Origin of the sequence: Marinomonas polaris DSM 16579, assembly GCF_900129155.1 — a bacterium.
Lineage (GTDB): Bacteria > Pseudomonadota > Gammaproteobacteria > Pseudomonadales > Marinomonadaceae > Marinomonas > Marinomonas polaris.
Window position 1 is genome coordinate 114,529 of record NZ_FQVF01000005.1, and the last position, 21,958, is coordinate 136,486.

Annotated in this window: 21 protein-coding genes and 2 tRNA genes; 21 read left to right on the forward strand and 2 right to left on the reverse strand. The window is 43.8% G+C overall.

Translation table 11 applies throughout. The features are described from left to right. Positions 1 to 35 precede the first annotated feature (35 nt). The 10 genes from pyrR (at position 36) to BUA59_RS06050 (ending at position 9,400) form a co-directional block, all read left to right on the forward strand. Positions 36 to 533, forward strand: a complete 498-nt coding sequence (gene pyrR, locus BUA59_RS06005) for a bifunctional pyr operon transcriptional regulator/uracil phosphoribosyltransferase PyrR (RefSeq protein ID WP_072838823.1) — start codon at positions 36 to 38, stop codon at positions 531 to 533. A 238-nt stretch (positions 534 to 771) separates the two neighbouring features. Next, the gene (locus tag BUA59_RS06010; protein ID WP_072838824.1) at positions 772 to 1,776 is read left to right on the forward strand and encodes an aspartate carbamoyltransferase catalytic subunit; all 1,005 of its coding nucleotides are present in this window, start codon (positions 772 to 774) and stop codon (positions 1,774 to 1,776) included. A 1-nt stretch (position 1,777) separates the two neighbouring features. After that, entirely contained in the window at positions 1,778 to 3,055 is a 1,278-nt protein-coding gene (locus BUA59_RS06015; protein WP_072838825.1) for a dihydroorotase, read from the forward strand. 117 nt (positions 3,056 to 3,172) lie between these two features. Then, positions 3,173 to 4,279, forward strand: a complete 1,107-nt coding sequence (locus tag BUA59_RS06020; RefSeq protein WP_245813099.1) for a diguanylate cyclase domain-containing protein — start codon at positions 3,173 to 3,175, stop codon at positions 4,277 to 4,279. Between the two features lie 182 nt (positions 4,280 to 4,461). Further along, entirely contained in the window at positions 4,462 to 5,190 is a 729-nt protein-coding gene (locus tag BUA59_RS06025; protein WP_072838996.1) for a YggS family pyridoxal phosphate-dependent enzyme, read from the forward strand. Positions 5,191 to 5,285: 95 nt separating this feature from the next. Next, positions 5,286 to 6,113: a pyrroline-5-carboxylate reductase gene (gene proC / locus BUA59_RS06030; protein WP_072838826.1), complete on the forward strand. Its 828-nt coding sequence runs from the start codon at positions 5,286 to 5,288 to the stop codon at positions 6,111 to 6,113. Between the two features lie 16 nt (positions 6,114 to 6,129). Then, on the forward strand, positions 6,130 to 6,672 hold the full coding sequence (locus BUA59_RS06035; protein WP_072838827.1) for a YggT family protein: 543 nt from the start codon (positions 6,130 to 6,132) through the stop codon (positions 6,670 to 6,672). Positions 6,673 to 6,839: 167 nt separating this feature from the next. Continuing rightward, positions 6,840 to 7,325: a pantetheine-phosphate adenylyltransferase gene (gene coaD, locus BUA59_RS06040; protein WP_048813883.1), complete on the forward strand. Its 486-nt coding sequence runs from the start codon at positions 6,840 to 6,842 to the stop codon at positions 7,323 to 7,325. A 67-nt stretch (positions 7,326 to 7,392) separates the two neighbouring features. After that, entirely contained in the window at positions 7,393 to 7,644 is a 252-nt protein-coding gene (locus tag BUA59_RS06045) for a YfhL family 4Fe-4S dicluster ferredoxin (RefSeq protein ID WP_011978380.1), read from the forward strand. A gap of 19 nt (positions 7,645 to 7,663) precedes the next feature. Further along, on the forward strand, positions 7,664 to 9,400 hold the full coding sequence (locus BUA59_RS06050; protein WP_072838828.1) for a potassium/proton antiporter: 1,737 nt from the start codon (positions 7,664 to 7,666) through the stop codon (positions 9,398 to 9,400). A gap of 68 nt (positions 9,401 to 9,468) precedes the next feature. Here BUA59_RS06050 and BUA59_RS06055 read toward each other — a convergent pair whose 3' ends face one another. Continuing rightward, positions 9,469 to 10,572 (reverse strand): potassium channel family protein, encoded by a 1,104-nt coding sequence (locus BUA59_RS06055; RefSeq protein WP_072838829.1) that lies wholly within the window; start codon positions 10,570 to 10,572, stop codon positions 9,469 to 9,471. A gap of 14 nt (positions 10,573 to 10,586) precedes the next feature. Then, positions 10,587 to 11,060 carry a tRNA (uridine(34)/cytosine(34)/5-carboxymethylaminomethyluridine(34)-2'-O)-methyltransferase TrmL gene (gene trmL / locus BUA59_RS06060; RefSeq protein WP_072838830.1) on the reverse strand — a complete coding sequence of 158 codons (474 nt, stop codon included), beginning with the start codon at positions 11,058 to 11,060 and terminating at the stop codon, positions 10,587 to 10,589. 119 nt (positions 11,061 to 11,179) lie between these two features. Here trmL and BUA59_RS06065 point away from each other — a divergent pair. The 11 genes from BUA59_RS06065 to BUA59_RS06115 all read left to right on the forward strand — a co-directional run bounded on the left by BUA59_RS06065 (position 11,180) and on the right by BUA59_RS06115 (position 21,953). Next, positions 11,180 to 11,255 (forward strand) — tRNA-Phe (locus BUA59_RS06065). 84 nt (positions 11,256 to 11,339) lie between these two features. Then, a tRNA-Phe gene (locus tag BUA59_RS06070) sits at positions 11,340 to 11,415 on the forward strand. A gap of 98 nt (positions 11,416 to 11,513) precedes the next feature. Then, entirely contained in the window at positions 11,514 to 14,720 is a 3,207-nt protein-coding gene (locus BUA59_RS06075) for an ATP-binding protein (RefSeq protein ID WP_245813100.1), read from the forward strand. A gap of 30 nt (positions 14,721 to 14,750) precedes the next feature. Beyond that, positions 14,751 to 15,098: an Hpt domain-containing protein gene (locus tag BUA59_RS06080; protein ID WP_072838832.1), complete on the forward strand. Its 348-nt coding sequence runs from the start codon at positions 14,751 to 14,753 to the stop codon at positions 15,096 to 15,098. Between the two features lie 229 nt (positions 15,099 to 15,327). Continuing rightward, a complete protein-coding gene (ugpB, locus tag BUA59_RS06085; protein WP_072838833.1) occupies positions 15,328 to 16,629 on the forward strand; it encodes a sn-glycerol-3-phosphate ABC transporter substrate-binding protein UgpB in 1,302 nt (433 codons plus the stop codon). Between the two features lie 102 nt (positions 16,630 to 16,731). Continuing rightward, positions 16,732 to 17,610, forward strand: a complete 879-nt coding sequence (gene ugpA, locus BUA59_RS06090; protein WP_011978434.1) for a sn-glycerol-3-phosphate ABC transporter permease UgpA — start codon at positions 16,732 to 16,734, stop codon at positions 17,608 to 17,610. Further along, entirely contained in the window at positions 17,607 to 18,455 is an 849-nt protein-coding gene (gene ugpE / locus BUA59_RS06095) for a sn-glycerol-3-phosphate ABC transporter permease UgpE (protein WP_072838834.1), read from the forward strand. Before ugpA ends, ugpE begins: the two co-directional genes overlap by 4 nt. A 2-nt stretch (positions 18,456 to 18,457) precedes the next feature. Beyond that, positions 18,458 to 19,531, forward strand: a complete 1,074-nt coding sequence (gene ugpC, locus BUA59_RS06100) for a sn-glycerol-3-phosphate ABC transporter ATP-binding protein UgpC (RefSeq protein WP_072838835.1) — start codon at positions 18,458 to 18,460, stop codon at positions 19,529 to 19,531. Between the two features lies 1 nt (position 19,532). Further along, complete coding sequence (locus tag BUA59_RS06105; RefSeq protein WP_084122225.1) at positions 19,533 to 20,306, forward strand: glycerophosphoryl diester phosphodiesterase; 774 nt, start codon at positions 19,533 to 19,535, stop codon at positions 20,304 to 20,306. A 32-nt stretch (positions 20,307 to 20,338) separates the two neighbouring features. Further along, entirely contained in the window at positions 20,339 to 21,097 is a 759-nt protein-coding gene (locus tag BUA59_RS06110; RefSeq protein WP_072838836.1) for a DeoR/GlpR family DNA-binding transcription regulator, read from the forward strand. A gap of 7 nt (positions 21,098 to 21,104) precedes the next feature. After that, complete coding sequence (locus BUA59_RS06115; RefSeq protein ID WP_072838837.1) at positions 21,105 to 21,953, forward strand: HAD family hydrolase; 849 nt, start codon at positions 21,105 to 21,107, stop codon at positions 21,951 to 21,953. Positions 21,954 to 21,958 lie beyond the last annotated feature (5 nt).

Genomic DNA, 21,958 nt, shown 5'->3' on the forward strand with positions numbered 1-21,958 from the left:
TTTATTATGAATTTAAGAGCAAGGTTTGAAAGACAATGAAGTTAGATTTAGAGCATTCTCTGGCGTCGATGAAAACGCAATTGGCAGCGTATTGTGAAAAGAACAACATCGAGGATGCCATTGTCGTGGGGATTCATACGGGTGGTGTTTGGGTTGCTGAGCGCTTGATGGAAGCTGTGCCAACGACAGAACCTTTGGCGACGTTAGACATCACTTTTTATCGTGATGATTTTACCAAAGCTGGCTTGAACCCAAAGGTAAATCAAACTTTATTGCCAGCGATTGAAGATCGCCACGTGATCTTAGTGGATGATGTCTTGATGTCTGGCCGTACGATTCGAGCGGCAATGAATGAAATATTTGATTTCGGTCGACCTGCCAGTATCACCTTGGCAATCCTTTATGATTTAGGTCAGCACGAGCTACCGATAGCAGCAGATATCGTCGGTGAGCACTTGACGCTTAATCCTGATCAAAGGGTTAAGTTGGTTGGGCCGAGCCCATTGAGTGTTTCTGTGATTGATACCCATTAATATGCATAACAAAGCTTTATTTTTTGTCGAACACGTACGACAATTAACGCATGGATAAGATTGACGATACAGCGGTTAGAAGAATGAAATCTCACCAAAAAAATACGGTGGGACAACCGTTTAGTGTCATTAATGCCCGGTTGCAGTTTTTCTGTACCGGGCATTTTCCTATCTGAATATCCTATTTTAAATAGAGAAAGACGACACCATCGTCTTTGCAGTTTGAGGAAAGCAAACCATGATGCGATCCGAGCCTCGGGCATTACAGTTAAATGAACACGGGCAGCTTAAGCACTTTTTAACGCTGGATGGATTGGACAAAACTATTTTGACGGAGATTCTTGATCGAGCGGATTCTTTCCTATCAATGGGAGAGCAGTCGGTTAAGAAGGTACCTCTGTTACGCGGTAAAACCGTGGTGAATTTGTTTTTTGAAAATTCAACTCGAACTCGTACGACGTTCGAATTAGCCGCAAAGCGTTTGTCGGCAGATGTCATTAACCTCAACATTGAAACATCAGCGACCTCGAAAGGGGAATCCTTACTGGATACCTTAAAAAACTTGGAAGCGATGCAAAGCGATATGTTTATCGTCCGTCATTCTGACAGTGGCGCCGCTCACTTTATTGCCGAACACTGCACGCCTAACGTCGCTATTATCAATGCTGGTGATGGCCGTCACGCTCACCCAACTCAAGCAATGTTAGACATGCTGACGATTCGTCGTCACAAAGGCAGCTTCGATGGCCTTAAGATCGCTATTGTTGGCGATATTCTTCATTCTCGTGTGGCACGCTCACAGCTTCAAGCACTGACAACATTAGGCGTTAGTGATGTTCGCTTAGTTGGCCCGAAAACTTTAGTGCCGAGCTTCTTTGCGGAGATGGGTGCGACCATTTGCCATGATTTAGAAGCCGGATTAAAAGACGTTGACGTGATCGTGATGTTGCGTTTGCAAAAAGAACGCATGAAAGGCGCTTTGCTGCCTAGTGAAAGCGAATTCTACCGCTTGTATGGTTTGACGGAAGAAACGCTTGCTTGGGCGAAACCTGATGCGATTGTTATGCACCCAGGCCCAATTAACCGTGGTGTGGAAATATCCTCAGAAGTTGCAGATGGCAAACACTCAGTCATTTTGAACCAAGTCACTAATGGTATCGCAGTGCGAATGGCTGTCATGTCTATGGCAATGAGCGGTCAGTTGCAAAGTGATGAAACGCCAGCAGCGAAGGATGAAAAATAACATGAAATTACGTATTCAAAATGGTCGTTTAATCGATCCGAGTCAAGACATTGATGCCGTAACGGATCTGTTTGTTGATAATCAAAAAATCGTAGCGATTGGTGAGGCACCAGAAGGCTTTGAAGACGCTGAAGTGATAGATGCATCTGGTCAATGGGTATTGCCAGGCTTGGTGGATCTTGCGGTTTCTCTTCGCGAGCCTGGCATGACACAAAAAGGCAATATAGCCACTGAAGGTCGTGCTGCTGTGTCCGGTGGTGTAACGACTTTGGTTTGTCCGCCTGATACACGCCCAATCGTTGATACCGCTGCCGTTGCTGCGCTTATTCAAGATAAAGCGGATGATGCGGGAATGGCCAATGTATTTCCCCTCGGCGCATTGACGCAAGGTTTAGAAGGAGCTCAGCTGAGCAACATGGTTGCTTTAACGGATGCTGGTTGTATCGCCTTATCGAATCATCGTCATCCGATGGCGAGCACTAAAGTGTTGTCTCGCGCACTTGAATACGCTGCGACGCATGATTTGCTGGTGGTTTTCCATCCTGACGAGGCGAGCCTTTCAGAAGGCGGTTGTGCCCACGAAGGCTTGATGTCAACCATGCATGGTTTAGCAGGTATTCCTGAAGAAGCAGAAACCATCGCGCTGATGCGTGATTTGTTGCTGGTTGAAAAAACCGGTGTTCGCGCGCACTTTGCTCGATTGTCTTGTGCTAAGTCTGTTGAGATGATTGCTGATGCAAAAGCATCTGGATTAGATGTGACGGCCGATGTGGCGGTTCATAATTTATTGCTTAATGATCAGGTTCTGAGTCGTTTCGATGGCCATTATCATGTGCTGCCACCGCTACGCAGTGATGAAGATCGTTTGACCTTAATCGAAGGTATTAAAGCCGGTGTTATTTCTGCCATTTGCTCAGATCATCAGCCTCACGAAAAAATGGCGAAAATTGCGCCATTTGCGGCAACAGAGCCGGGTATGGCGAACGTCGAGATATTATTACCTTTGGCTATGCAACTGATGGATGAAGGCGATTTAGACTTTTCTACCGTGTTGACGTGTCTAACATCTGGTCCAGCAGCTTGCTTTGGTTTAGAGGCAGGCTCTTTGTCAGTTGGTAGTTTTGCAGACTTTATTTTGTTCGACAGTACCGCACGTTGGGTCTGGTCATATGAAGGCCGCAAGACAAAAGGGCATAACTCACCTTACTTCGGTGATGAATTTGTTGGGCGTGTGATGTCGACTTATATTTCTGGACAACGCGTCTATCAGGCTGTTTAAGCCAATTAGTAAGGCTGATTGAGAGTTTTTCTTTCACTTGGCCTTACTATTCCTTTACTTTTTATATCAGCCAGTTAATCTAGTTTGAATTACAGATTATTATGGTTTTAGTATTTTATGTCGATCGACTCTTCAAATTCATTGCTCAAGGAACAGCAGGTCTTGCGGTCTCGTGTTGCATATCTTGAAAAAGAGCGAGATTTTGTAAAGAACTTGTACTGTGATATGCCGCAGATGCTTCAGGTTATCTCCAAGGGATCCTTGTTAAGTACCTCGCTCAATCGTTTTAAAAATAAAATGCAAAGCCAGTTGCCCAATGCGTATTGTCTTTTTATTGTTTGTGATAAAGAGTGTTTGCAGTGGCGCTTGCAATATACCGATTCTATAAATGATCGTTTACTGAACTCCAACGGTCAATTGAGCATTGTACCTCAAGCTTTAATTACCTTTGCGGCAAGCCCGTCTTGTCCGAAACGTCACGACATTGATATTCAGAGTGCATCAGGTTGGAAGCATTGGTTGCCGTTTTTAAAGGATCATACATTTTCTGATGTTTCTATGGTCAGTGTGTCTGATTGCCAAGGTTCGATTTATCTTATGTTGGTGTTTCAGCGTGAAGAAGTTCGGCTTGAAGGTGAGCTGATGGCGCTTGCGCTAGACAGTTATGCCGCTTGGTTAAGTGCCGTATTTGAACGAGAGCAAGCGGATTATTTATTGTTAGAAGATAGTCATCGGGATCCTACGACGGGCTTACTAAGGCGCTACAGTTTTGAAAACAGTTTTGGTATTGTTTTAAAGGATTCTCGTCGCCATTTTCAGCGCGCAGCATTATTTTCTCTTCGTTTGCTGTCTTCTTCAAAGGTTAATGATACAGACTTGAAGCTACTGGCTGAGGTAATGAGCGACACCGTGCGAGATAATGATCTTATCGCGCATTATGATGAACGTGAGTTAGTCATGGGGATTCGCATTCAGCATTTGGAAGACGCTGAAATAGTTGCCGCAAAATTATTGAAATCTCTTAATTCTCCCAAGTTTTCAGACAACCGTTTAATACGCGAAGGCTTGTCTATTGGTATTGCTTTTTATCCTGAGCATTCATCGTTGGAATCACTTCATCAAGCGGCTTTATTCGCTGCTAACTCTCTGAAAAACATATCCGGATATCGCCTTGAATTTCATGGTGAATGCTATGGTTCTAGCGCGGACTTTTATTCTTTGTAATAAAGCCTTATAAACATTCTTTTTAAGTCTTCCTTGTAAGCTTTTTTCTGCCTTTTAAAAAGATGCTATTATGCCTCCCCTGTGCTTTCCTGAGGTGCTATTCAGGTATTTATTATGGGGAATGCAATCACAGTCACAGGATTAACTCGTTACATCTTGATATGAGCGGAGCGTGGCGCGAAATGGCGATTAAAGTCGAAAGCAACGAAGCACTAGAAATTAAAACAAATTTAACGCGGGTTTCTCAGCAAGTAGATCAGCTTGTGCAGCAGTATCAGCGAGAGACTGGTAGTGTACGTTTGTTAGCAGTCAGTAAGACCAAGCCGTTATCTGCGCTTGAAGCTGCTTATGCGGCAGGTCAGAGAGCCTTTGGTGAGAACTACGTGCAAGAAGCGGTGGATAAATTTCATGCTTTGGCACACTTAGCAGATATTGAATGGCACTTTATTGGACCAATTCAGTCGAACAAATCTCGTCTTATCGCAGAAACCATGCATTGGGTGCACTCTATTGACCGTGAGAAAATTGCTCGTCGTCTTAGTGAGCAGCGCCCTAAAGATTTGCCGCCGCTCAATGTTTGCATTCAAGTGAATATTAGCGGTGAAGAAAGTAAGGCTGGAGTGGCTTTGTCTGAGTTAAATGACATGGTTGCTTTAATTACAGAGCTACCTAATTTACGTCTTCGAGGTTTGATGGCGATTCCTGCCCCTCAGGAAAGTCATGAAGCACAATGTTTGGTTTATGAACCTTTGAGGCAAGCTTTTGTTGAATTATCCAAATCCGATAGCATGATAGATACCTTATCTATTGGCATGTCTGGAGATTTGCCAGCGGCGATTCAATCTGGCAGTACCATGGTTCGTGTTGGGACGGCGATTTTTGGTGAACGAGACTATTCCGCTAAAGCGTAATTCAGTTAAAGTATGAGCGATTTTGCATACCAGAGCATTTTTGAATAAGTAGATGGATTATTATCTGCTTAAATAACGAAAGAGTAGGATATAAAATGACACCAAGTATTGCCTTTATCGGCGTGGGAAATATGGCAAGATCGATTTTTAGTGGCATGTTGGCGAGTGGCTATCCTGCTGAGAAAATTATCGGTACGTCTAGAACACCAGAAAAACGTGAGTACTATCACGAGCAATATGGTATCGCCATGTTGGCAGATAATGATTCGGCTGTAAGTCAGGCTGATGTCGTGGTGTTGTGTGTTAAACCAGCACAAATGCAAGCCGTGGTGGAAGATTTTTCATCTCATGTACGCGAAGACCAATTGTTTATTTCAGTGGCTGCGGGAATTGAGTTAGATTCGTTGGCTCATTGGTTAGGTAAACCGGTTGCTGTGGTTCGTAGTATGCCAAATACACCGTCACAAATTGGTGCTGGCATGACAGGCTTAATTGCCAATGAACACACAAATGGCGAGCAAAAGAACTGGGTGAGTGAACTATTTTCTAGCATTGGTAACTCTGTTTGGGTTGAAAATGAAGTTCACATGCACACGGTAACGAGTTTGTCTGGCAGTGCGCCTGCGTATTTCTTTCGTTTTATTGAAGCCATGGTTAAAAATGCAAAAGAACAAGGCCTAGATGAGGCAACAAGTCGTGAACTAGCCAGCAATGCTATGTTTGGCGCAGCACGAATGGTAATGGAACTAGACGAGCCTATTGCTCAACTGCGTAAGAATATTACTTCGCCAAAGGGAACAACAGAGCAAGCTTTGTTGTCTTTTGAGGCTGCTGATATTGATAAAATAGTCGCAGATGCAATGATGGCCTGCGTTAACCGATCAAAAGAAATGGCGGCAGACTTCGCTGCTAAGAAAGACTAATTAAGGACTATACACGATGTATTCAGATCCATTTGTTATGCTCGTAAAGGTTATCTGTAATCTTTACTTATTTATTGTATTACTACGTTTAGTGCTTCAATTGACGCGTGCGGATTTTTATAATCCAATTAGCCAAGGCATTGTGAAGGCGACAAGTCCTCTGGTTTTACCTTTGCGAAAAATCATTCCAGCCATTGGTCGATTAGATACCGCGTCTCTTGTATTGGCGCTTGCGGTTCAGTTATTGACGGTTTTCTTTATTGTGATGATTAAAGGTGTGGCGATATCACCTATCAGCTACGCTATTTATACGTTTGCTGGCACTTTGTATCATTTGTTAGATCTGTATTTTTGGGCGATGCTTATTTCGGTTATTTTAAGTTGGGTGGCGCCAGGTGCAAATCACCCAGGAGCTATGTTAGTAGGGCAAATTACTGCTCCTTTATATCGTGCTTGCCAGCGAGTTATTCCAACTTTAGGTGGACTAGATTTATCACCAATTTTTATATTTCTTGCGATTTCTTTTTTGAAACAAGTACTAGCACCTTATAGTATTTAATATAATAAACATACTTAACCTTTGACGGGAGTATTCTCGTCGTGACTCGGTGAATTGAGAACAGAGGCGTATTCCTATATGATGCGACCCCTAAACGGGAACTAGAGCGGACAAAAAGTCGTCGCTGCCCGACTCCTTCTCCCTTATTAATTTGTTGGATGAAAGCTATGAGTACGATTGCGGTTTATCCGGGGACATTTGACCCTATTACTAACGGCCATACGGATTTGGTTGAACGCGCATCAAAGCTATTTGAAAAAGTTATCGTAGCCGTCGCTGCGAGCCCTAAAAAGCGCCCGGCACTGTCTCATGAATTGCGTATATCATTGGCAAAAGAAGTATTGGGCCATTTGACTAATGTTGAAGTGGTTGGCTTTGATAACTTGCTAACTGAGTTTACACGCTCTGTCAGTGGCAAAGTGGTGATTCGTGGCTTGCGTGCTGTTTCTGATTTTGAGTACGAGTTCCAACTAGCCAATATGAACCGTGCGATTGCGCCAGATGTAGAAAGTATTTTTTTGACGCCTTCTGAGAAGCACTCTTATATTTCATCAACATTAGTACGTGAGATTGCGTCTTTGAATGGTGATTTTGGACAGTTTGTTAATCCAGAAGTGAAGCGTGTTCTGCAAGAACATTATCAAACGATTTAGTTTCTGTTTTTTTACGTCCTGCTACATGATGGTGTTATAGATTATGTAGCGGTTTTAGGAGAGAAGAATGTCTCTTATTATTACCGATGAATGCATCAATTGTGATGTGTGTGAACCTGAGTGCCCGAACGAGGCTATTTCTCAGGGTGATGAGATTTATATTATTGATCCATCAAAATGTACTGAATGTGTAGGGCATTTTGACGAACCTCAATGTCAGCAAGTGTGCCCTGTAGATTGTATTCCTTTGGATCCCAATCGTAAGGAAACAGAAGAGCAGTTAATGGAAAAGTACTTAACGCTTACAGGTCAATTATAACGAATAGGTTGTTATCGCTATCGACACAAATAGTTTTATATTTTTAGCTGGAATACTGCTACTAGTCAGTATTCTAGCAAGTTCTTTTACCGTTCGTGTCGGCTTACCTTTATTGCTGGTTTTTCTCGGGATGGGAATGCTTGCTGGTGAAGAGGGATTAGGCCGTCTGGATTTCGACAATCCAAGTCTTGCCTTTTTTGTTGGTAATCTGGCTTTAGCCGTCATTCTTTTGGATGGTGGTATGCAGACTAAAACCAGCACTTTCCGAGTGGCTCTCTGGCCGTCTTTATCACTTGCTACTTTAGGTGTTGTGATTACAACTGCATCTGTTGGTGCTTTTGCCGCTTGGTTGTTAGACGTTAAGCTGATCTATGGCTTATTACTTGGCGCCATCGTCGGTTCGACTGATGCTGCAGCGGTCTTTAGCTTATTACGCAATAGCGGTGTTAAGCTGAATGAGCGAGTTGGCGGTACATTGGAAATAGAGTCTGGTGCCAACGACCCAATGGCTATTTTGTTAGTCGTCATGCTAACTGGGCTATTGCAAAGCGCGGATCAGTTAAGTGTTTTGGCTTTCTTAGGGCAAATGATTCAACAGTTTGCCATAGGTGGCGTGTTAGGTTTACTCGGCGGCAAGCTATTGTTAATGATTCTGCGTCGTGTTCCTTTGATCGAAGGTTTGTACGCACTTCTTATTATTTCATTTGGTTTGGCCATATTTTCTGGCGTCAATATGATTGGCGGCAGTGGTTTTCTTGCGGTTTATTTGGTTGGTTTGAGCGTTGGTAACGGGCGAATTAAGCAACAAGAAGCTATTTCACAAGTGATGGATGGCTTGGCTTGGTTAGCACAAGCTGGCATGTTCTTGTTATTGGGATTGTTGGTTACGCCATCGAGTCTTTTGACTCATGGTTGGCAAGCTGTTGCGATTGCCGCTTTTCTGATTTTCGTGGCTCGTCCTGTGGCGGTGATGATCTGTTTATTGCCGTTTGACTTCCGCTGGCCCGAGCGCATTTATATTAGTTGGGTTGGTTTGCGTGGTGCAGTGCCGATTGTCTTGGCGCTTTACCCTGTAATTGCTGGTCTTTCCAATTCTGAGTTGTTGTTCGAAATTACCTTTACTGTAGTGCTGATTTCTTTATTGCTACAGGGTTCGACTGTTCCACAAGTGGCGCGATGGTTAAAGATTGTCGTTCCTCCTGCACCTGCGCCAACGACGCGTTTCTCCTTGATCAACGATTCAGATTCGAATCATTCTCTAGAGTTATATGAGTTTTTGGTTCAGGCGGAAGGTGTTCGAATTCCAGCGGCTATCGTGCAAAATGTGCCGAGTGCGACGGTATCTACGCCTCAGCTGGTATCGCTTGTTCGTGATCAAAAGCCAATTGTGGTCAATGCCGACACCGAGCTGAAATCGGGCGATAGAATTTGGATGTTATTGCATCCTGGTGATGTAAATGATGTTGCGCAGATTTTCTCTCATAAAGCGTCTACGTCTTTCTTGTTGCAGAATTTCTTTGGTGAGTTCGCTATTCGTGGTGATGCCTCTTTGATCGATTTAGCGAAAGTGTACGGTGTGCCGGTTGATGGTATTGATGAAGCTGACACTGCCGCTGAATTGTTGCAGCGTCAGCTTGGTAAACATCTAGTTGTCGGTGACCGAGTACGTTTTGGTAATATTCGCCTTACCATTAGGCAGATGGATGGCAACCAGGTAGAAATTATTGGGCTTAAATTGCAAGATAAGCAAGTCTGAGACCTTTGCACGACTACTGTGCTTGTTACATCGTGAAAAGGTCTCTTGAACACCCATTTCTAAGTTTTCTATTCGTTAAAAAACAGACCAATTTCAGCTAATGACGGAATCTCTTGGTCGTCGTTGATGAGGACAATCAGTCCTTGTGCATCGATGAGTGAATAGGTTTGCGGATGGGTGATAATATCCCCGTCTTTATTGACATACCCGAGTGCAGTGCCAACATCCTTTTGGATTAAGGTCGTGACGATTTTTGCCCACGTCACGCCGGTTATTTCCACATCAAGGCGAATCGTATGATCTCCTTGGTGGCGAAATAAATCCTCCAGCACTTGCTCTGTTCCCGGAGCAATCAATGACCGTACCAGCATTTCAGGATAGGCTCTCACAGGGCGTATGACCGCGTTTGCGCCAGCTGCCTTGAATCGTGGTCGATTAGAGTCATTAATCGCCTCAGCCATCACGAAGGCCGATGTATTTAGCGCTTGAACGCGATGCAAGGCATCAAAGGTTAAGCTGTCTGAGTGGCTGTCCTGAGCGTCTTGGCAAAGTACAATAATGTATTTCGCTTTGTGAGTCCCAGCTGACTCCAACATACCATCTTCTAGTGCATCGCCAGTGTGATGAACTACGCCTTGTGATCTTAGATTAAGCGGTAAGCCTTCAGGAAACGCCTTCGTTAGGATTTGAATGGGAATATCTACTAACTCAGGTGTTTGGCTGATCTGATTAATCAGCAAGCCTAAATAACGTTCTGCGTCGTATTTTGGTGTATTGATGATAAGTATATGATTTTGCATGTCGTCCCACTTCATACGGCCTTTGATACGCATTTCTTTACGCATTAGCCTGATTTCAACATAGTCACTGGCGATTTGTGCTAGCAGGGTAATACCCATGCCATAAATTAATACGACAGTAGAAAACTGTCCCCAAAAGGTGGCTGCAGAGATATCGCCATAACCTGTGGTGCTGGCCGATGTCATGGTCAGCCAGAAGGCTTGCCACCAATTTAAATCTTCAAAGAACACCATCGCCAAACTGTGAATCGCAATCACACCCGCTAACAGCATCAGACGTTTATTCAAATCGCCCGTTTCATGCAGGTGTACTTTTTTCCGAAATTGGCGACGGCTATTTTTTTTCTTTAAGAGCAGTGAAAGAGAATTCATCGTACCTCGGTTGGTTATTCGCTATCAGCTGGCATGGCATAACCTAGCTGACGCCAAGATTCGTAAACCATCACAGCAACGGTATTGGATAGGTTCAAGCTGCGAGAATTAGCTTGCATCGGCAAACGTAAGCGCTGAGCGGGTGGCAAGGCCTCGATAAACTCCGCAGGCAATCCACGAGTCTCAGGGCCAAAAACCAACACATCATTTTCAGCAAAGCTTGCTTCACTGTGCGTATGGCTGCCCTTTGTTGTCAACGCGTAGATAGTGCCAATCTCATTTTGATCAACAAATGCCTGAAAGTCTGGATAGCGTTTTAGCCGCGTGAATTCATGATAATCTAACCCGGCTCGACGCAATTTCTTATCTTCAAGCTCAAAGCCAAGCGGCTCGATAAGATGAAGATGATAGCCAGTGTTAGCGCATAATCGAATAACATTGCCTGTATTAGGCGGAATCTCAGGTTGGTAAAGTACGATGTGAAGCATTGGTTTATCTCCTTGATATAGGAAGATAATACCAGACGAGCAGAAGAAACTAAGTTTTTAATTTTTTTTCAAAAAAACTATTGACCAAAAAAAAGGTTTCTCTATAATACGCCCCACTTGCCCAGATAGCTCAGTCGGTAGAGCAGAGGATTGAAAATCCTCGTGTCGGCGGTTCGATTCCGTCTCTGGGCACCATGATTAAGAAGAAAGCCTGCTATTTTTAGCAGGCTTTTTTTTGGTCGAAATGGCTAGCACATCTCCATAGTCATTTTTCTATTTGCCCAGATAGCTCAGTCGGTAGAGCAGAGGATTGAAAATCCTCGTGTCGGCGGTTCGATTCCGTCTCTGGGCACCATATATACTTCGTCTTTCTCTAAAATAACCCCCCCACCAAGTTGCTTTTTATTACATAACGTAACCAATATTAAATCTTAAAAACTCGCTGTTTTAGCTATGCTTAAACCATCTTTGATGGAGCAAGTGAATATGATGAGAGTGATGACGATAGTCGCCTTGACTGCGATGGGGTATTTTATCCTTGGCGTTGTGGGGTTGGCTGTTGCGATTTCACCAGGATACTCAACGATTATTTGGCCTGCTTCTGGCTTGGCGGTGGCGGCGTCTATCTTTTTTCCTAAGCAAGCGCCGTTCGGTATTTTCCTAGGTTCTTTGTTACTAAACATTGGTGCGACTTGGGTTAATAATCATGTTTTTGCTTTGTTTCTTCCCGTTCTTATTGCCCTTGGTTCAACGTTACAGTCTTTTGTTGGCGGCTATTTGGTTCGCCGCTTTGTAGGTATACCTTTTCAATTTTATCGTACTAGTTTAGTGGTTAGGTTTATCTTCTTAGCCGGTGTCTTATCCACCTTGATTAGTGCTAGTGTTGGTTCAACGTCGCTGCTTTCTTTTGGCATCATTGGTAAAGAGGAGTTTCTAACCAATTGGCTGGTTTGGTGGGGCGGTGACATGATCGGGGTACTGGTTATGGTGCCTTGGTTAGCCGTGTGTTTCCCCAAATATTTTGGTAATAAATTTGATCATCCGCTGCGATTAATCGGCGGTTTTTTAACTGTGTTGGTTATTACGATTGTTCTGTCTTGTGGAAGCAGTTACTCGGAATGGAACAAGCAATCGAGAGAGTTTCGTTCTAATGCTGAATTGTTAGAAGTGCTGCTTAATAATCGAATTAAAAACAGTGTGGATATGCTGCATAGCTTTGTTGGTTTGATAAACGGTAGTGAGCAGATTGAGGCGAATGAGTTTGAGCTTTTTGCTGACAGTGTAATGCGACGAGATGATTCTATTCTTGGGGTGTCATTAAACTTTGCTGTAGCCGGAAAGGATATTGCTAGCTTTGAACAGATGATTCAAAAAAGCTACCCAGACCATACCTTTCAAGTGAAAAAAAGAGACAGCGAGGGCAAACTTATACCTGTTGCGCCAAGAACTCGACATATTGTAGTGACCTTTATTAGTCCCTTAAAGGGTAATGACGCAGCGTTGGGCTACGATGTTTATTCGCAAGCCGATCGACGTTTTGCCCTAGATAATGCGATTTTTCTTCGTGAAGCTTATCCAACAGCGCCACTTAAGTTGGTTCAAAATTCAAATGGAATATTGCTCTTTCTGCCTTTTTTTGATCGAAAAACAGATGCTTTTTTAGGTGTTGCTACAGCGGTTATTGAATTGGATGTGTTAACCGAAACGATTGTTAAGCAAGGCCTTCTCCCCAATACTGAACTCTACTTGGTCGATACTGACAATGGAACATCCAAGCCTATTATCGTGACAAAAAATACGGCAGCTCATTTGTCTGCAGAAGAATTGGTTGCTCGTTACTACGCCGGTGAATTTCATCATGCGGTTAATTTCGTTATTAATGTCGGTGGCAAAAACTGGCAGTTGTATCAAGTTAGTGACAACTATTTTTTCAAACAGCCTTGGATCGTAAAATTCGTTTTAGCTTGTGGCTTTTTATTCACGGGATTATTTGGTTGGTTTTTATTGATTGTGAGTAGCCATACAGCGGAAGTTGAAAATCGAGTGAGATTAAGGACGCGAGATTTGCAGTTGGCAAACGAGCATTTAAAAGCGTCTGAACTAGAGCAGAGTAAAGCCAAAGAAGAAGCGCAAGAAGCCAACCGCGCTAAGAGTGAGTTTTTGGCAAATATGAGCCATGAAATTCGTACGCCATTAAATGGCGTTATTGGTTGTTTGTCTTTGTTGATGAATACGAAACTGCAGCCTGAGCAGTCGAATTTAGCAAAAATATCTCAGCAGAGTGCGGAATCCTTGCTGGATATTATTAATGATATTTTAGATTTGTCTAAGATTGAGATGGGAACTTTAGTATTAGATAAACAGGATTTTGAGTTACGTGCGTTAATTGAAGAAGTGACCAATATCTTTGTTTTAAAAGCCGAAGAGAAAGGCATTATATTAAATTCGCCAACGACACCTATTCCTAATGTTACGTTGTTTGGAGATAGATTACGCATCAAGCAAGTATTGGTTAATTTGATGGGTAATGCGGTTAAATTTACTCAAGAGGGTGAAGTGGCGTTGCGATTTGCGATTGAGCCGCTAGCAGATGATAGTGTTATTTTGCGTATTGTTATTGAAGACTCTGGAATTGGTATTTCTAAAGAGAATCAAAGCCATTTATTCCAGCGTTTTAAACAAGCCGATGGTTCGACAACACGCAAGTTTGGTGGCACTGGATTGGGTTTAGCAATCAGTAAAGAAATCATCCAAGCCATGGATGGTGAAATAGGTTTAAACTCGGTAGAAGGTCAAGGTTCATCTTTTTGGTTTCGTATACCACTCACGCTTGTGTCTGCTATGGAGCATACTTCTGTGGCCGGTTATGCTTCAGAATCGGCGGTTAGAGTGACGTTAATTTATCGTAATAAAACTGGTCGCGAGTATGTTGCTGCATTGCTCGATACATTTGGTGTCATTTACAATGCTTACGACAGTGTTAACGGTGCGCTTGCTGATAGTGAATGGATAGGAAATTGTATATTACTGGACTCAGATGTCGTTTCGGCTGTTTCTGAAGTTTCTGAATTAGAAGTGTTCTGTAAGAAGAATGCGATTAAGCAAGTATTACTACAAGGACGTTCAAGTATGGATTTTGATAAAGAGAAGTACGATGCTTCTTTAACGAAACCAGTATTTCAGCAGCCGTTGCTGGACGTTCTTGAAAATCTAAAACCGTTAGTTGAAGGAGAGCCTGTGATGGCGGCGAAAGACGTAGAAAAAACTCCAGATGGTCGGCCAATATTTATAGCCAAAGTTCTATTGGCGGAAGACAATTTAACCAACCAGATTGTTGCCCGTGGTTTGCTGAATTTATATGGCGTAGAAGTTGTGGTGGCGGAAAACGGTCAGAAAGCTGTTGAGCAAGCCCAATCAACTCAATTTGATATGATCTTCATGGATTGCCAGATGCCGGTAATGGATGGTTATGAAGCGACTCGAACCATTCGCCAGTTTACCGATGCTCAAACGCCTTCTGATGTAGCGATTGTTGCTCTTAGTGCTAATGCCATGAAAGGCGATGAAGATGAATGTTTTGCAGCAGGCATGAATGATCATATTGCAAAACCGATTTCACAAGATAAATTGATCGCAATACTCACAAAATGGCTTCCTTAGGGAATAGTATTGAGATGGAGATTCTTTGTCATGTTTGAGCCTAAGGTATTTGATAATACAGATTACGAGAGTCGTCTGGCCTACAACCACGAATTAATGACATTGGTTGCTGTGGAGTTTGTTAAAGAAGCAACGACCTTGTTAGGAGTTCTGCAGGCTCATATGGCAGATGAGGATTGGGATAATTTTGCTCTTGTGGCGCATCGTTTAAAAGGTGCTGCGTTGGAAGTGTCTGGTTATCGTTTTTGTCGATTAATTGCCGAGATGGAAAAACTCTCGATAAAGCGTGAAAGTGGCCTGCTTCCGACTAGCTATGTGACTTTGAATGATGAGTTTAAGGCCTTAGTGCTTGCCCTTAATCAAGAAGTTTTGCGTTAAATTTTATCTAATAGATCTTTTAATAACCTTTCATAGTGCTTTCGTTTTTACTTATTTTTCTTTCATTTCTGCTGTTTTTGCCTATCTTTCTTCTGTTTATTCGTTAAAAAAGTTTCATTTGAATTAAAATTGTATTTCAAATGAAACCTAACTATCATCAAAGTGAAACATTTTCTTTTTATAGTCGTTCTTTCTTTTCTAATAAAAACTCATTGTGAGGAACACGGAAATGCATAATTTGAAGTTAGCGTCAGTTGTTGTTGGTTTATCTATTGCGAGTTCAGGCTTTGCCGCCACTGAAATCGAATGGTGGCATGCAATGGGTGGTGCAAATGGCGAAAAAGTAAATGAAATCGCTAAAGCGTTTAATGATTCGCAAGACGCTTATGAAGTGAAACCGGTTTATAAAGGCAATTACACCGAGACAATGACGTCAGCTATTGCCGCGTTTCGTGCGAAACAGCAACCCGCTATCGTTCAAGTATTTGAAGTCGGTACCGCCAGTATGATGGCGGCAAAAGGCGCTATCTATCCAGTATATAAACTGATGAAAGATTCAGGTCAGGCGTTTGATGAAAGTGCCTATTTAAGTGCCGTTACGGGTTATTACTCGAACAGCGATGGTCAAATGCTTTCTATGCCTTTCAACAGTTCTACTCCAGTACTGTATTACAACAAAGATTTGTTCAAAAAAGCGGGTATTAGCCAAGCGCCAAAAACATGGCAAGATGTAGAAAGTGTTTCTAATAAATTGCTGGCGTCTGGCGTGACTTGCGGTTTCACCACGGCTTGGCAGTCTTGGATTCAATTGGAAAACCTAAGTGCTCGTCACAATGTGCCATTTGCTTCTTTGGATAACGGCTTTGGTGGTTTGAAAACAGAATTGAAATTTAATGGGCCATTGCAAGTTGCTCACGTACAGAAAATGGGCGAGTGGCAGAAGAGCGGTATTTTTAGCTATTCTGGCCGTACCAATGACGGTGCAGCGAAATTCTACAGCCAAGAATGTGCCATGTTTACCGAGTCTTCTGCAGGTTACGCAGGCATAAAACGTAATGCGAAATTCGATTTTGGTGTGGCCGAGCTTCCTTATTGGGAAGGTAAGGTAAAACAGCCTTCTAACACTATTATCGGTGGTGCATCTTTATGGGTGTTGCAAGGCCATTCTAAAGAAGAGTACAAAGGCGTAGCTTCTTTCCTAAGTTACTTGTCGAAAGCTTCTGTACAAGCGGATTGGCACCAATTTTCTGGTTACTTGCCAATTACTAAAGCGGCATACGATTTGACAAAAGAGCAAGGTTTCTACAAAGCAAATCCTGGTACAGAAACGGGTGTTATTCAAATGACAACGGGCACACCAACGGCAAACACCAAAGGTTTGCGTTTGGGTAACTTTGTGCAGATTCGTGGTGTTATCGACGAAGCACTAGAGTCTGTATGGAGTGGTGATGTAGACGCGCAAACTGCACTGAATACAGCGGTTGAGCGTGGTAATGCGCAGCTTCGTAAATTCGAAAAAGCGAACGATTAAATAAAATCTACGCCCTTATGTTTTAACGCATAAGGGCGTTTTTTTACTTACATAAATTGTTTTTCTTTTTTATTTGTCGTTCTCTTTTGTTTGGATTGTCCGATGACGGTTACCTTCCCCCAAAAAGGCCTGCCTTGGCTGTTGTTATTACCACAGTTGTTGGTGACGGCGATTTTCTTTCTTTGGCCTGCTGAGCAAGCTTTAGAACAAGCGTTTTACCAAGAAGACGCATTCGGTTTGAGTCGTGAATTTATTGGCTTAGAAAACTTTGCAGCCTTATTTACTGATCCTTTGTATTACCAGTCAATGTTGACTACTTTGGTATTCAGTTTTTCTGTTGCCATTGTGGGTATGTCTTTGGCGCTGTTGTTGGCCGTGATGGCGGATCGAGTGATCCGCGGCAAACTGGCGTATCAAACATTATTAATCTGGCCGTATGCCGTTGCGCCTGCTTTAGCTGGTGTATTGTGGTGGATTTTATTTGATCCGAGCATGGGGCCGATTGCCCTATGGTTGAAGTCTGCTGGTGTCGATTGGAACCATTACCTTAATGGTAACCAAGCCATGATATTGGTGGTGATTGCTTCTACTTGGAAGCAAATTAGCTACAACTTTTTATTCTTCCTCGCGGGTTTACAAGCCGTGCCACGTTCGCTTATTGAGGCGGCGGCGATTGACGGCGCGAGCCCATTTAAGCGTTTTTGGACGATTGTTTTTCCGCTTTTGTCCCCGACGACGTTTTTCTTGTTGGTCGTTAACCTTGTTTATGCTTTCTTCGAAACCTTCGGTGTGATCGATGCGACCACCAAAGGTGGTCCTGGTCAAAGTACGACTACCTTGGTTTATAAAGTGTTTAATGACGGTTTTGTCGGCTTAGATCTTGGTGGATCTGCGGCGCAATCTGTTGTGCTAATGGCGATTGTCGGTTTGATGACGGTCATTCAGTTTCGTTTTATTGAGCGTAAGGTGCAGTACTCATGATCGAAAATCGACCTTGGTTAACCTTTGCGAGTCATGCAACGTTATTGATGGGTATTGCTTTAGTGGCGTTGCCTGTTTGGATGGCGCTGGTGGCATCGACTCACCCTGCATCAGCCTTTGGTGCTGGTCATATTCCTTTGTGGTTCGGCGATGCTGGCGCGGAAACTTGGGGCACTGTATTGTTTGAAAAAGCTGGTAACGGCGTGGATACGCCAGTCTGGTTTATGATGCTGAACTCTTTGATCATGGCGCTGGGGATTACCTTCGGCAAAATTGCCATTTCGTTGTTGTCGGCTTATGCGATTGTGTTCTTTCGCTTCCCGTTCCGTAACCTGTGTTTTTGGATCATTTTCATGACCTTAATGCTGCCTGTTGAGGTACGAATTGTACCTACTTACGAGGTGGTGGCGAATCTTGATCTGCTTAACAGCTACACAGGTTTAACCTTGCCTTTGATCGCCAGTGCGACGGCGACCTTCTTGTTTCGTCAGTGCTTTTTAAGTATTCCTGGCGAGCTGGTGGAAGCTGCTCGAATGGATGGTGCTGGGCCGTGGCGTTTCTTTTTTGACATTTTGTTGCCGCTGTCTAGAACCAATATCGCGGCCTTGTTTGTGATCTTGTTTATTTACGGTTGGAATCAATATCTATGGCCTTTGTTGATCACCACAGACGACGCTTATTACACCTTGGTAATGAGTATAAAGCGCATGTTGTCGGTGACCGATGGTGATATCGCATGGAACCAAATTATGGCAACCACCTTATTAGCGATGTTGCCACCGGTTGCGGTGGTGATTGGCATGCAGAAGCTGTTTGTTAAAGGCTTAGTGGATTCGGAGAAGTAGTAATGACGGACGTTATTTTAGAAAAAGTTGGTAAGACCTATCCTAATGGTTATCACGCGATTCCAAGCGTAGATTTATCGATTGAAGAAGGTGAGTTTATTGTTTTAGTTGGGCCATCAGGCTGTGGTAAATCCACCTTGTTGCGCATGGTGGCGGGTCTAGAAAGTATTTCTACTGGCGAGCTACGCATTCGTGGCGAGCGTATGAATGAAAAAGAACCGGCAGAACGTGACATCGCCATGGTGTTTCAGAATTACGCCTTGTACCCGCATATGTCTGTGTACGACAACATGGCCTATGGCTTGAAAAACCGCGGAATGGCAAAAAATCTTATTGAAGAAAAAGTCAGTGATGTGGCCGCTATGCTGGGTTTAACCGAGTTGCTACAGCGTAAGCCGCGTCAGTTATCCGGTGGACAACGTCAGCGTGTTGCCATGGGACGCGCTATGGTTCGAGATCCGAAAGTGTTTTTGTTTGATGAACCTTTGTCTAACCTAGATGCTAAGTTGCGAGTGCAGATGCGCGTCGAGATTCGTCAGCTGCAGCGCAAATTAGGCACGACAACCTTGTATGTTACCCATGATCAGGTGGAAGCCATGACTTTGGCCGATCGCTTAGTGGTATTGAACAAGGGGAAGGCGGAACAGATAGGTACGCCAATGGATTTATACAATAAACCTGCAACGCCTTTTGTGGCGGCGTTTATTGGTTCTCCATCGATGAATTTGATCGATGCAAATCTAACCGAACAAGGCATCAAAATCTCTGAAGCCTTAACTTTGCCGCTTTCTCATCAACACCGAGGCGGCATTGTCTGGGGGATTCGCCCTGAGCATTTAGAAGTGAGCGATGAGCATAACGCCGATTTCGCTTTACGTATCCTAGCGGTAGAATCCTTGGGTGCAGAGACTCTAATTCACGGCAAAGTAGAGACTGAATTAGGTAATGGCGATCCGATGGTGGTACGTTTGTCTGGGCCGCATTTACCGGATGTGAATAGCCTTATGTGGTTAACGGCGCCAGTGTTGCATTGGCACCTATTTGACGCAAAAACTCAACAACGATTGCGAGACTAATATGCAAGATGACAATGTTTCTAAAGGCTATATTGTGAAAGACAAAGTGCTAAATACCAAAGTAATGGGGCACCGTGGTGCTGCATTATTGGCGCCAGAAAATACCTTGGCATCTATTCGAGCTGCTGCCGAAGTCGGCGCGACTTGGGTCGAAATTGATGTGTATTTAATTGCCGAAGGTGGTCTGGTTATTTTTCATGATGACACACTGGATCGCTGCACCAATGGGACAGGTTTAACCCGTGACGCACGACCAATGGAAGTGGCGGAATTAGACGCTGGTGCTTGGTTCTCAGAAAAGTTCGCTGGTGAAAAAGTGCCAACGCTACTGGACGCGCTAGAGTGCATTCAGTCGTTGGGTCTTGGGTTAAATCTTGAGATTAAACACGACAGCGCAGATGTGGAGAACATTGTGCCTTCGGTGATGGCGATGTTGCGTGATCACTGGGAAGACAACAATAAGTTGATGATCTCTAGTTTCAACCTAGCGGCGCTAGAGCTTTGTTATGAAATTGATACCCAGCGACATCTTGCTCCTTTGTATGAATACATCCCTGACGACTGGCAAGAGCAGCTTGCGTCTATTAAAGCGTATAGCTTGAATTGTGATTACTCACGATTAACCGAAACTCAGGCGCGAGCGGTAAAAGCGGCTGGATATAAATTGCTGTGTTATACCGCTAATGATCCTAAAAAAGTGGAAGCGCATTGGGAATGGGGAATGGATGCGGTAATCACCGATGACCCAACGAATTTTGCTTTTTTATCGGCTTAGCCATTTTTTAATAATTTCACTAGGGCTATTTTGTGGGTTTGAACGAGCGACAAAACCAGATCTTAAACTGGGTACAGCAAGAAGACGCATTATTGGTGGAAGACATGGTGACACGTTTTAACGTGTCATCACAGACCATTCGTAAAGACATTAATCAGCTTGCTGAGCGTCATCTTGTTCGTCGTACTCATGGCGGTATTGCTCCGGTTTCCAGTACGGAAAATTTGCCTTTTGATCATCGTCAATTTTTGAACAGTGATGCGAAAGAAGCGATTGCCGCCAAGGTTGCTCAGATTATTCCTGACGGCGCTTCGGTGTTTTTAGGTATCGGTACAACGGTCGAATACGTGGCGAAAGCTTTGGTGTCGCACAATAATTTGCAAGTCTTTACCAACAACTTAACCGTGGCGAGCATCTTGGGCGATTACCCTGATGTTCGAGTGCGTGTGCTGGCAGGAAAATTACGACATCGTCATCATGATTTAGTCGGTGAAGAGACCTTGTCTGGATTGCGTCAATACTATTTCGACTACGGCGTATTAGGCTGTGGAGGCATGGATGAAGATCAAGGGATATTGGATTTTGACCCTGAAGAAGCGGCGGTAAGTCGTGTGTTGGTTGAACAAAGTCGTCACAGTTTGTTGGTCGCCGATCAACATAAGTGGGGACGCAAAGCAATGGCGCGGGTACAGCCTTTTTCGGCGATAGGTTGGCTTTTTAGTGATGTGCTAACCGAATCGCAAACCCATTTACTCACCTTTCATGGTGTTCAAATTCAACTCTGTTCTTAGGACGAATATGTCGATATCTGTTTCTTCTTCGTTAGGCTCTTCTGGTTTGGAGCTTTCTGCTTTAGAACTTTCCTCTATAGACAAAAGTGCATGCCAAGGTTTGCGTTTTATCTTAACCGACTTCGATGACACGCTGACATGGGAAGGCCAGTTGCCTGTTGAGACATTGCGGGCTCTGGCGCAACTGGAAGCGGATGGCATTAAGGTGATTCCAGTAACAGGCGGTTGTGCTGGTTGGTCTGATATGATTGCCAGAGCACTTCCTGTTGATGGTGTGATTACAGAAGGTGGCGCATGTTTTATTGGTAGAACTGCAGACCGTCATCTGACGTACTCTTTCTGGCGTGATGAGTCAGAAATGCGTGCAGAGCAAGCGCACATATTGACTCAGGTGAATCAGGTTCTAACCCAATTCCCGCGTTTACGTTTGGCAAGAGACCAAGCTTATCGACTCACTGACGTGGCGATTGATTACGCTCAAGACGTTAAACCCGCTGCAGTGGCCGACAAAGATACTTGTTTGGCAGCTCTGATTGCCATGGGCTTAAATGCTAAGGCTAGTTCGATACACATTAATGTGTGTTCGCAAGGTTATGATAAGTTTTCCATGGCGCAGCGCGTGTTAGGCGATGTATATGGCTTGAGTGAAGCGCAGCAGCAAGAGCAAGTGCTCTACGTTGGTGATGCGCCTAACGATGAAAGTATGTTTGCGCGTTTTCCACTGAGTGTCGGTGTGGCGAATATCGCCGAGCACTTGTCGATTATGCGTCACCATCCTCGTTATCAGACGACGCAACCGGGCGGCTTGGGTTTTGCCGAACTAGCTGAGTTTATTCTTTCTGCACGACAAGCTTAAATTAT

Excerpts from the sequence above, each read along its gene's own strand:
- pyrR (WP_072838823.1), top strand. The coding sequence starts at position 36 with ATGAAGTTAGATTTAGAGCATTCTCTGGCGTCGATGAAAACGCAATTG.
- BUA59_RS06010 (WP_072838824.1), top strand. The coding sequence starts at position 772 with ATGATGCGATCCGAGCCTCGGGCATTACAGTTAAATGAACACGGGCAG.
- BUA59_RS06015 (WP_072838825.1), top strand. The coding sequence starts at position 1,778 with ATGAAATTACGTATTCAAAATGGTCGTTTAATCGATCCGAGTCAAGAC.
- BUA59_RS06020 (WP_245813099.1), top strand. The coding sequence starts at position 3,173 with ATGTCGATCGACTCTTCAAATTCATTGCTCAAGGAACAGCAGGTCTTG.
- BUA59_RS06025 (WP_072838996.1), top strand. The coding sequence starts at position 4,462 with ATGGCGATTAAAGTCGAAAGCAACGAAGCACTAGAAATTAAAACAAAT.
- proC (WP_072838826.1), top strand. The coding sequence starts at position 5,286 with ATGACACCAAGTATTGCCTTTATCGGCGTGGGAAATATGGCAAGATCG.
- BUA59_RS06035 (WP_072838827.1), top strand. The coding sequence starts at position 6,130 with ATGTATTCAGATCCATTTGTTATGCTCGTAAAGGTTATCTGTAATCTT.
- coaD (WP_048813883.1), top strand. The coding sequence starts at position 6,840 with ATGAGTACGATTGCGGTTTATCCGGGGACATTTGACCCTATTACTAAC.
- BUA59_RS06045 (WP_011978380.1), top strand. The coding sequence starts at position 7,393 with ATGTCTCTTATTATTACCGATGAATGCATCAATTGTGATGTGTGTGAA.
- BUA59_RS06055 (WP_072838829.1), bottom strand. The coding sequence starts at position 10,572 with ATGAATTCTCTTTCACTGCTCTTAAAGAAAAAAAATAGCCGTCGCCAA.
- trmL (WP_072838830.1), bottom strand. The coding sequence starts at position 11,060 with ATGCTTCACATCGTACTTTACCAACCTGAGATTCCGCCTAATACAGGC.
- BUA59_RS06075 (WP_245813100.1), top strand. The coding sequence starts at position 11,514 with ATGCTTAAACCATCTTTGATGGAGCAAGTGAATATGATGAGAGTGATG.
- BUA59_RS06080 (WP_072838832.1), top strand. The coding sequence starts at position 14,751 with ATGTTTGAGCCTAAGGTATTTGATAATACAGATTACGAGAGTCGTCTG.
- ugpB (WP_072838833.1), top strand. The coding sequence starts at position 15,328 with ATGCATAATTTGAAGTTAGCGTCAGTTGTTGTTGGTTTATCTATTGCG.
- ugpA (WP_011978434.1), top strand. The coding sequence starts at position 16,732 with ATGACGGTTACCTTCCCCCAAAAAGGCCTGCCTTGGCTGTTGTTATTA.
- ugpE (WP_072838834.1), top strand. The coding sequence starts at position 17,607 with ATGATCGAAAATCGACCTTGGTTAACCTTTGCGAGTCATGCAACGTTA.
- ugpC (WP_072838835.1), top strand. The coding sequence starts at position 18,458 with ATGACGGACGTTATTTTAGAAAAAGTTGGTAAGACCTATCCTAATGGT.
- BUA59_RS06105 (WP_084122225.1), top strand. The coding sequence starts at position 19,533 with ATGCAAGATGACAATGTTTCTAAAGGCTATATTGTGAAAGACAAAGTG.
- BUA59_RS06115 (WP_072838837.1), top strand. The coding sequence starts at position 21,105 with ATGTCGATATCTGTTTCTTCTTCGTTAGGCTCTTCTGGTTTGGAGCTT.